9 protein-coding genes and 1 tRNA gene are annotated in these 9340 nt (G+C 55.0%); 7 read left to right on the top strand and 3 right to left on the bottom strand.

Features of this window, described 5'->3' with window-relative positions:
• Both AAF358_01715 and AAF358_01710 read right to left on the bottom strand, forming a co-directional pair.
• Positions 1 to 687: HXXEE domain-containing protein (locus tag AAF358_01715; protein MEM7704237.1), on the bottom strand; the 687-nt coding region annotated here is incomplete at its 3' end.
• 31 nt (positions 688 to 718) lie between these two features.
• On the bottom strand, positions 719 to 1597 hold the full coding sequence (locus AAF358_01710) for a LysR family transcriptional regulator (protein ID MEM7704236.1): 879 nt from the start codon (positions 1595 to 1597) through the stop codon (positions 719 to 721).
• A gap of 327 nt (positions 1598 to 1924) precedes the next feature.
• Between AAF358_01710 and AAF358_01705 the strand changes: the two genes are divergently transcribed.
• From AAF358_01705 to AAF358_01675, 7 genes are all read left to right on the top strand, one after another.
• On the top strand, positions 1925 to 2521 hold the full coding sequence (locus tag AAF358_01705) for a nuclear transport factor 2 family protein (protein MEM7704235.1): 597 nt from the start codon (positions 1925 to 1927) through the stop codon (positions 2519 to 2521).
• Between the two features lie 2 nt (positions 2522 to 2523).
• The gene (locus tag AAF358_01700) at positions 2524 to 4419 is read left to right on the top strand and encodes a hypothetical protein (GenBank protein ID MEM7704234.1); all 1896 of its coding nucleotides are present in this window, start codon (positions 2524 to 2526) and stop codon (positions 4417 to 4419) included.
• Between the two features lie 13 nt (positions 4420 to 4432).
• Positions 4433 to 5590 (top strand): alpha/beta hydrolase, encoded by a 1158-nt coding sequence (locus tag AAF358_01695; GenBank protein MEM7704233.1) that lies wholly within the window; start codon positions 4433 to 4435, stop codon positions 5588 to 5590.
• 157 nt (positions 5591 to 5747) lie between these two features.
• Positions 5748 to 6263: a hypothetical protein gene (locus tag AAF358_01690; protein ID MEM7704232.1), complete on the top strand. Its 516-nt coding sequence runs from the start codon at positions 5748 to 5750 to the stop codon at positions 6261 to 6263.
• A gap of 653 nt (positions 6264 to 6916) precedes the next feature.
• Positions 6917 to 7783: a phage integrase N-terminal domain-containing protein gene (locus AAF358_01685; protein MEM7704231.1), complete on the top strand. Its 867-nt coding sequence runs from the start codon at positions 6917 to 6919 to the stop codon at positions 7781 to 7783.
• Positions 7773 to 8162, top strand: a complete 390-nt coding sequence (locus AAF358_01680) for a helix-turn-helix domain-containing protein (protein ID MEM7704230.1) — start codon at positions 7773 to 7775, stop codon at positions 8160 to 8162. Before AAF358_01685 ends, AAF358_01680 begins: the two co-directional genes overlap by 11 nt.
• Positions 8163 to 8197: 35 nt before the next feature.
• Complete coding sequence (locus tag AAF358_01675) at positions 8198 to 9106, top strand: site-specific integrase (protein MEM7704229.1); 909 nt, start codon at positions 8198 to 8200, stop codon at positions 9104 to 9106.
• A 24-nt stretch (positions 9107 to 9130) separates the two neighbouring features.
• Here the strand turns inward: AAF358_01675 and AAF358_01670 are convergent.
• Positions 9131 to 9207: transfer RNA gene (locus AAF358_01670), tRNA-Met, on the bottom strand.
• Between the last annotated feature and the right edge of the window lie 133 nt (positions 9208 to 9340).

Here is a 9340-nt window from a genome sequence, read left to right as displayed (position 1 = left end):
GACGAGCCCTTGCACAACCGAAGCAAACAACCCGGCAAAGAGAATGACGTGTGCCAGGAAGCCCCATAGTATCGCCGCTAAAATCAGCTTCAGATTGGCTGTGCCCGCGCGATATGTCCCCCGGAAGAAAGTGAGGCTTAGTGGTAAGAACAGAATCACAGAAGTCGCAAGGCCGGCGTTGTAGCTCGTGGTAGCAACCGCATTCGCAATATGTGCGAGCGCGTTTACAAACATAACACCGGCCATTGCCAAGCTCGGAAAGATCTTTTTGGGGCCTGTTAGTATCGCCAGAAAGCCCGCGGTCCAGACCATACCGGCGTTGATGTAGAAGATCCCACTACGGTCTAGGATGCCGTATTTGTCCTCGCCGAACAGACTCGCAATCAATCCGTTCAGATAGTCGTAAAGTGGATATTCGCGCCCCAAGAGATCGACCCAGTGTTCCTCAACCTGGTGAATTAGGTAAGCGGCAGTCAGCAAACACGCGACTAATCCAACATCGATTGACCAAGGAATCCGTGAATCGTCGCGAATCTTGAATCCGAAAAACAGGACGACTGGCGCGATAAATGCACCGACCTTCATCCAATTGTCGACCATAAATGCCTGTTGACCAAAAGGTACCCACGCAAGACCAAAGAGAGCGGCCAGACTAAGCCCAGCGAGGTGTTGATTAGTCGTCGACATTCAATTGGCTGACACGGAGCGAATTGCGAGCTTAAGTCTGATTTTCATCTTCCGTCGTCTGCATGATCTGTCGAATAAACTCGCGGACAATGGGGGTTTTTGTGAGATCTCTGTGTGAAATTACCCAAAGTGGCATCTCCTGGTCGTCGTTCAACGGATCCAGTTCTACCAGTTGATCGTACTGCGCGCCGATATGCCGAGGTAAATACCCGACTCCCACACCCGCGAGAACCGCTGGCAGCACCGCAGCAGGTGTATTTACTAGCAACGCGGCACCCTGCTCTTTTATGTGAGGCTTAACCCAGCTAGCAAGCGGCTGGCCGTCAGAGTCCATTAGCCAAATGAACGGCAGGTCTCTCCAACTCTCGAAATCCGACGTTGATTCCAGCTCGAAGAGTGCCGTTTTCTCGATATAAGGGCTAAATCTGATTGGTGGTGCTCGCCGAACGACATAGTCTAAATCTGTTGGTTCGGAGCCTGCTCGAACGGCTACGTGCGCTTCGCCATACTCCAGGCGTAAGTTCTCTTCAGCACAAACAAATTTGACTGACACCCTTGGGTGTCTTTTGTTAAACGATTTTACCGCTGGCATGATTAGCGGCATTACGCCCCACAAAGCGGTGACGATCAGCTCGCCGGATTGATCAACCTGGGCATTGCGCAACCGTCCTTTCAGTGCATCGAAGAGATGCTGAACATTTTGCGTAACCGTGAGCATTTCCATACCGGCTTCAGTCAGTTCAACACCCCTCGGATGCCTTACGAACAACGTTGTCCCTAAAGTGCTCTCTACCACATCTAAATGACGAGAAACCGTAGCGCGATGCACGCTTAATGCTGATGCCGCTGCGCTGATCGAGCCAAGTTTCGCGACGATCATCGCAGTCTTAAATTCGGACCAATCGTTCATCTGTTAGAGCGTAGAGTATAGAGCGATGGTCAGTCGAGACATGCACAATTTGCGCGCAGCCCATGATAGCTCGACAGAGTTGCCAATCGTTTCGATGTGGGTACTTTTGGAAGCAGAAGTCTGAGTCGAAACGGCGAGCCATTAGTGGCGGCAAACAAGCATCAAAGAGCAAACCCGGGGTACGGTGCGGTTGTTTCCGTCTACATATAGAGAGTGCCAGCCTCCAATCGGTACGGGCAAATTGAGCCCATACTTGGAAGACCTTGGATTGCCAAAATCGTCGCGCAATACCGCTCGGCCAATCAACAACACAGTAGGGAAAGTGGCATGAAACCAACCGCAATGAGTCCTTTGACTGTATGGGTGACGTGCATCCTCACTTGGCCGGCTTGTGTAAGCGCGCAGGGCGAAGGAGATCCGTTCGCGCCGCCAAGCAAGTCGCAGGATCAGCAAGTAGATAGACGGAATGTCGTTCCAGCAGAATTCGAAACGCACATTATCCTGGGCTCTGAATCAGATCGGCCGATCGCTGAAAAAATTATCAGGCTATACGAGGTTTTTGCCACCAACCCTTCCGGGGAGACGATGAAGGAATTCATGTCCGACACCTACATTCAGCACAGCACTAGCGTGCCCAATGGTCGTAACCCTATTGCGATGCTGTTTGCTTCATCGGTGGCCCAGTACGACGTCAAAATCGACGTCCATAAGGTGATCGTTGTCGGCGACTGGGCTATGGCCCACGTCAATTTTCGTAATGTTGACAATGCGGAGCCTGATGACCTTGGCACAGCTGCCGTCGACATGTACTACTTCGGCGCCGATGGCCGGATCGAAGAGCACTGGGATGTGCTTCAGCAAGTCCCAACTTACTCTGCCAATGAGAACGGCATGTTCGTGAAGATTTTTGACGCGGAGAAGTAAAGATGAAAGTTTCTCCACTACTCTTTGCCCTATGCCTCATCCTCCAATCATTCGTTTCGCTCGCTCAATCCCCTCGACCGCCTGAGGAAGACGCCAGGCTGAAATACTACGACCGCCAGAAGATCGATATCAGCAATCTTAGGGATTTTTACGAAAACCTATTGATCGCTGACGCGATGATTCACAACGATGCGATGTTCGATGCCGAAACCAAATGGAAGCTGACGCTCTACCAGATGATCCGAGCTGGCAGCAATCATCACCAGGCCCGTAGTGCTTATCAGTTGGCGTTGCTGGGTACAGCGCAGGATGAGATTGAAGAGATCTGGTCGACGGGCTATGTCGCGTCGATCAAGGATGACCGCACTCGTGCCGCATTCGAATATCTCGATTTGGCGGCAAGGCTACCGGCTCGCGTAACTGCAGACACCCACGCTGCCTTGCGGAAACAATTTGCGGACCGGCAAATCGTCGAGCTTTTCGAGTTGACGGGCATCAATGCGGCGATGGCAACCCATGATCAAATTTTGCCGATCGCAACGGATCAGGAGACTCTAGACTGGGCCGAGACGAATCTAAGGAATGTGGGTTGGGCTGCTGGACACAATGCGAGCACCAAAGAAGAGCAGCGGAAGAGCCCTTTTGTTGGGAAGTTACTTTCGTCTCTCCACAACGAGTTTGTCGCGGATTGGAAAGCAGGCGATCTGACCGCAAGAGCTCCACGCCTTCGCACGGATTATCTTAACCAGATCACCGGATATGGCATTTCGACCTTAACCTTCGATGGGGATCAGGACGGTATTGAGGAGCCGTTCGACTTTTACCCAGCTGAATACCTTCGTTGGGAGGATCCAAAGGCAAAAGCGTCGAACCTGCCCTCGAAAGAAACGCCGAAGTTCAATGTAGCCGCCTACGACTATCCTTACTTCACGCCTGCAGCCGTCCCCGAAACGAAATTTCCCTACAGCGAAAGACACAAACTTGATAACTCTTGGAGCCGAAAGAGCAGCCTCGGCACCCTTGGCATGGACGCGTACACGTTGCAGCGTGATCGTGCCGTATCACTGCAACGGAAGTGGGAACTCTTTTTTGTGTATCAACTGGCAAGTGGGTGTGTTCATTGCCAGGCTCACGGTGCTTTCGGAACCTTCCAAGAAATGGAAGATGAGTTTCTTTACGACAAGGTTCCTCCAGTCGAAATGCCTGTGGTTGTCGACAAAATTCGTTCGTTGATGGACTTCGAGCGCGCCGACCACCTAACTGACGCGGACAAGGCAGCGTTTCGTCTGGCGCGCGACGCGGGCACGCTGCCTACCAGAACCACAGCGGCGCATATCGAAGAACTGAGGCGTCACTATTCCGATCGGGAAATCCAAGAGATTATCTCGACGCTCGTGTTAACCCCCTGGTTGTCCACGGTGATGCAGTCACAAGGCACCGTAACCGATCAAAACAGCATGTCCTGGACTATCAAACATCTCGGTCCAGCAGGATGGAATCCTGGCGTGCATATCGGCTTGCCGAATGAGCAGCGCCCCTATCACATGAGTCAATACTATGGGGTTGTCTTTGCGGACTTGGCGTCGGGCGTCGAAACCGATGCGATCAGCGAGTGGCTCGACATCACGGTCCCGCTAGGTGTCGACTCTGACCGTGACGGTGTCGAAGACGGATTCGACGGGTTTCCAAACGACTCAAGCCGCTGGGCGGACACGGATGGCGATGGTATCGATGATTCGAATGACAGCGATATCGACGGCGACGGTATCTCAAACTCCCGCGAGCTAACGGCAGGCACATTCCCGTACAAGGCGGATTCCGATGGCGATGGCATCAGCGATCCCGATGAAGCCGAAGCAGGCACCAACCCGCTGGACCCCCGCAATCTCAAGCGGTAGGTTGATCACCGATATGAGTAAGCAGATGGCGCCGTACACCCCGAGTCCCATTTCATCGACAACCGGTTTGTCGCTACCCCAAAGTATGAGAATCCCGGTGTTGTTGCTGTACGTAAGCCTGTGCGCGCCAGCCCTAGCAGAAGTCGAGGCGGCAGCGGCGTGGTCAGAGTACTCCTACGAACCGTATCCATACCCGGTGTTTGTGAGCGATGTCGGCCGTTATCCGGCGACGCGCCCGCCTGAAGGGACAGTGAATAGGCACGCGGAAATCGAGTACATCGGCGATGGCGCGTTTGGCGTCCACTGGTTTGTCACTGCCAACGACGCAACCTGGCATTTCGTGACTGCAGGTGACCCCGCAAACGACGTTGTTCTGATGATTCACGGCCACCCCGACACTTGGTACGCGTTTAGCAAAGTCATGTCGCGTATGGCAGACCGCTACTACGTCATTGCCGTGGATACATTGGGGTATGGGCAGTCCGACAAAAACCTCGCGCTAGATCTGACTTATGCCGGAGTCTCATCCAGCCTGATTGCCCTTCTCGACAAGATCGGCGTTCAAACCTTCAATTTGATTACGCACGACCGAGGAAGCGTGATCAGTGACCATTTGGTCGCCACCGCTGGAATGAACAAACGGATTCGAGCATTTCTTCGTATGCAGCAATCGTTTGACCAACCACACGGCTTGCCAAGGCCTGCGCATTCCGCGATGGCGACCGCAAATTGGCAGCGTGGCAACGTTGTCCGGGGTATCTATGATAGCCCCTACGTTTCTGTGCAGGTGCCAGAGTCGGAACTTGCTCGCCTTGAATGGGAGTTTCAATTTGCGGGGACTCCGGAAGCGGCTGCGCAAACCTTTCAGGGCACAAGTTTCGAAATCGAACAAGAATTTCGTACCAAGTACACAATTCCAAAAATGACTATGCCAGTGGTTCTATTGCAAGGCGTCCGCGACCCGGGTCAGCATGCTGAAGAGTACTACCGCTCAGCAGAGCTAATCCCTAACGGCCGCGTTGTATTGGTTGACGCCAACCACTTTATCCATACTGAGGATCCCAACCTCGTTTCAAGAGTGGCCCATCAACTGTTTGAAAAAAGGAACCGAGACAGGCCAACACCAGTCTCCTTTGAGCCTGCCAACTTCATTTACCCCGAGAAGCGATAATTTTCTACCGCAGCGGGTTTGATCCAGGCATTCACTAAAAGCCTCGGAGTGTCGCCACTGATCTGGCAGACAAGAGCGTATCCCGGACCAGAAGTGCCAGCCAATGGCACGATCGGTCCTTCCAAACACCCAATGTGTGCCGTGTGATGGAAAGCCGATGAATGACCTTGATGCCCTCACCGAAGAGAAAGACCAAACGTTTTCTCGCAATCAAAACAGGCGCCGGGCGCTGACGGCGTTACTCTGCGCCACTTTCCTGGCAATCCGAATACCAGCAGCATTTGGGCAACCACCTCCTCCTCCGCGTCGAGGCGCGGTCGTCTACCGCTCGACACTTCTTCCCAGGTCGGCTGATTTCGTAAACCAGCTACAGGTCAATGTGGACTTGAATCGAAGCCAAGCTGTTGCAATTGAACGAATCCTATCCGAAAACCTTTCTCAACAGACGCGGATCCTCAAGCAGTTCGGCATAAATCCCGATAACGACTTTCAGAACGTAACGCTGACCTCTCGGGATGCCCGCGAACTGAACAAGACTTTGGATATGGTCATAAAAACGACTGAGACAGAAGCTGATCGCGTGCTGTCTGGAGGAGATATGAGCGAGTTCAGGGATCTGCTGAGAGAGCATGCTTCAGCACGACGCACGGCGGTAAATTCGTTGCGACGTTAGAGGTGTCGTCAACCAGTATTCGACCCGTCGCTTTTGCGTCGCCGACTAGCCCTCGTAAGGCATCACAAGTTATGAGGCATAGTCAACGCTCCGGGTCGCTCGTGCACTGCCGCTGCTTATGCGCGGCTGTGCCTCAACCATGATTTCGGCCCGTGTCACTACCAGCACAGCGTGTAGTGACGCGGTCCACGAGCCCAGCAATCACGAGGCTTCCGACCCACTTTGCGGAAGTGCCGCACGAATTATGCGGGCCTTTTTAGCAGCCTGCGAAATGACAAGGAGCTGGGGCGGGCGTATATTCAACTTTCAAACCGTGACCACTCCGGCTGAGTGGTAACCCATCGGGATCAACCCTCACGGGTGGGCGATCCCTATAGCGCTCCGGTGCTATTCCAATTCGCTCCGACAGTAGCGACGATTTTTGTCCTTCTCCTCGGAGCCATTTCTCAATTCGACGACCTACGTCGTCTCCGGCCAGCTACTGGCTAGCTGATGGTCAGCGCTGCGTCCTTCACAAAGGACCGTCGCTGAACCTGATTTGCAGGCTTCAGGCCTGGGGACTGGTGTCCCAATGACCCTTGCCGACTTGTCGGACCACGTGTTTTCAAACGGCACGTGCTGGTCACCAAAACTAACCGACTGAGAAATGCACCATGAAAGACCTGAACTATCAGCTGAAGAACCTGTGCCGGAACAACCGGGACGGGGGCTATTCAACACAAGCCAGTCGATCTCGCCTTTTGGATCTGATGGCAAATCAGCTCCATGAACTGGGCTACCGGCGAATGCGGGCCAGTTCCCTAAGGCCGAAACATGTCCAGGCGCTGGTTTCGCTGTGGAAGGAACAGGACGTCAGCATTGGCACCACCAAGAACCGTCTTTCAGCCTTGCGCTGGTGGGCGGAGAAGGTGAACAAACGGAGCGTAGTCGCCAGGTCGAATGACGCCTACGGGATCGGATCGAGGCAATTTGTCTCCAACGAGTCGAAGGCCAAATTCCTGAATCAGGAGCGGCTGGTCAAGATCACAGATCCGTACGTCCGTATGAGCGTTCGCTTGCAGGAGGCATTCGGCTTAAGGCGAGAGGAATCTATCAAGTTCCGGCCCGACTATGCCATCCGGGAGAACGAGATCGTTCTCAAGGGAAGCTGGACGAAAGGCGGACGGCCTCGGGCAATTCCGATCACAAGCGATGCCCAGCGTGAATTGCTTCAGGACGCAAAAGCGCTCGCCGGGTCTGGCGCCGTGATTCCGGCTGATCGCCGATACGTGGATCAGCTTCACCGCTACGAGCGGCAGACGGCCAAGGCCGGTCTCACGAAACTCCATGGTCTGCGGCATGGCTATGCGCAACGCCGCTATCGGGATCTGACGGGACGAGATGCGCCAGCAGCAGGCGGCAAATGCTGCAAGGAATTCACCGCTCAGGAAAAAGCCGCTGACCGGGAAGCGCGCCTCCAGATCAGCACTGAACTGGGCCACTCCCGCGAGCAGATCACGGCAACTTACCTTGGCCGATAACAAGCCCCTCGATGAGCCCCCAACGATCGGCACGACCGAAGCTGCTCGCCTTCTTCACTGCTGCGCTGAAACGGTCAAACGCCGAGCGCGCGCAGGCGAACTCCCGGATCGCCGAGTCGGCCGGTCCTGGGTATTCCTCCGGACTGACGTCCTCAACTATGTGCGGGGCTATACTGGTCCTGAGCGGTCGCCGCACCTATCAGGAAGGAGACTGCATTCATGCAAATCTACCAACGTGGTAAACGCGGCACCTGGTGGATCCGGTTCACGACGCCGGACCACCGACGCCTACATCAGAGCCTTGGGACTACGAACCACAAACAAGCAATGGAACTCGCCGACCAAATCAAAGCCCAGTCGTGGCGAATCGCCAAGTTAGGCGAACGCCCACGGCATACGTGGCAGGAGGCGGTTGTGCGATTCCTTGAGGAGACGCGGCACAAGCGTTCCCACGGCGACGATGTAGCAAAACTGAAGTGGCTCCACCGCTACTTCGGTGATTTACACCTTGATGAAGTAACCCCGGATGCGATTGGTCAGGTACGCACAGCGCTGTTCGCCGGCAAAGGCCCCAAGGGTGGCTCGACGGATGGAACCGTCAACAAATACCTGGCGCTCATCCGGTCAATACTTCGCAAGGCTGACAGGGAATGGGCGTGGCTCGAAAAGGCGCCTTACATCAAGCTGGCCTCCAGCCGGCCAAGAGCCGAGCCGTTTCGCTGGCTGACTCCCGAGAAAGCGCGGAAACTGCTTGAGGCACTGGAAGACAAAGGCCTGCATCACACGGCCGACATGGCTCGGTTGTCTCTGGCCACGGGCCTGCGTCAGGCCAACGTCACCGGCTTATGCTGGGACAGCGTTGACCTGTCACGGCAGGTTGCCTGGGTCAGCTCGACGGCATCCAAGTCCGGCTACGCGATCTCGGTGCCGCTGAACGACGAGGCGCTTCACGTGCTTGATCGCTGGCGGCTAAAACACCCCGAGCGCGTATTCGTTTTGGATGGCAAGCCGGTCACCAAGGTGAGCACGCGAGCCTGGCGGAACGTTCTGAAGTCTCTTGGCCTGCGACCTCACCCGGGGCGTCATCCGGAGAATTTCTGCTGGCACGATCTGCGACACACTTGGGCAAGCTGGCATGTGATGGCCGGAACGCCGCTGGAGGTGCTTCAAAAGCTGGGCGGCTGGCGCACCATCGACATGGTGCTTCGCTACGCCCATTTGGCTCCAGGGCACATCGCAGCCTATTCCCGTAACATTTCTGGCCCAAATTTGGCCCAAATTGAAGGAGGAAAATTGGCTTTGCCCGAAACCCGCGCAACGTAAGCAGCTGAATAAATTGGGGAATTTTGGTGGCTATGGGTGGACTTGAACCACCGACCCCCGCATTATGAGTGCGGTGCTCTAACCAGCTGAGCTACATAGCCACTGAGGGGGCGCAGATTGTCGGCAGGTGGGGCTGCTATGTCAAGCGTCTGGTAGCTTTCCCCGTCGTCCTTGCATGGACGCCGCAACGCGATTCGAACGACCGGCCGCCAGCTGTCGAGATCGATGGCTGCG

The organism is Pseudomonadota bacterium (assembly GCA_039033415.1).
Taxonomy (GTDB): domain Bacteria; phylum Pseudomonadota; class Gammaproteobacteria; order Xanthomonadales; family SZUA-38; genus JANQOZ01.
This window is presented reverse-complemented; position numbering and strand designations above follow the sequence as displayed.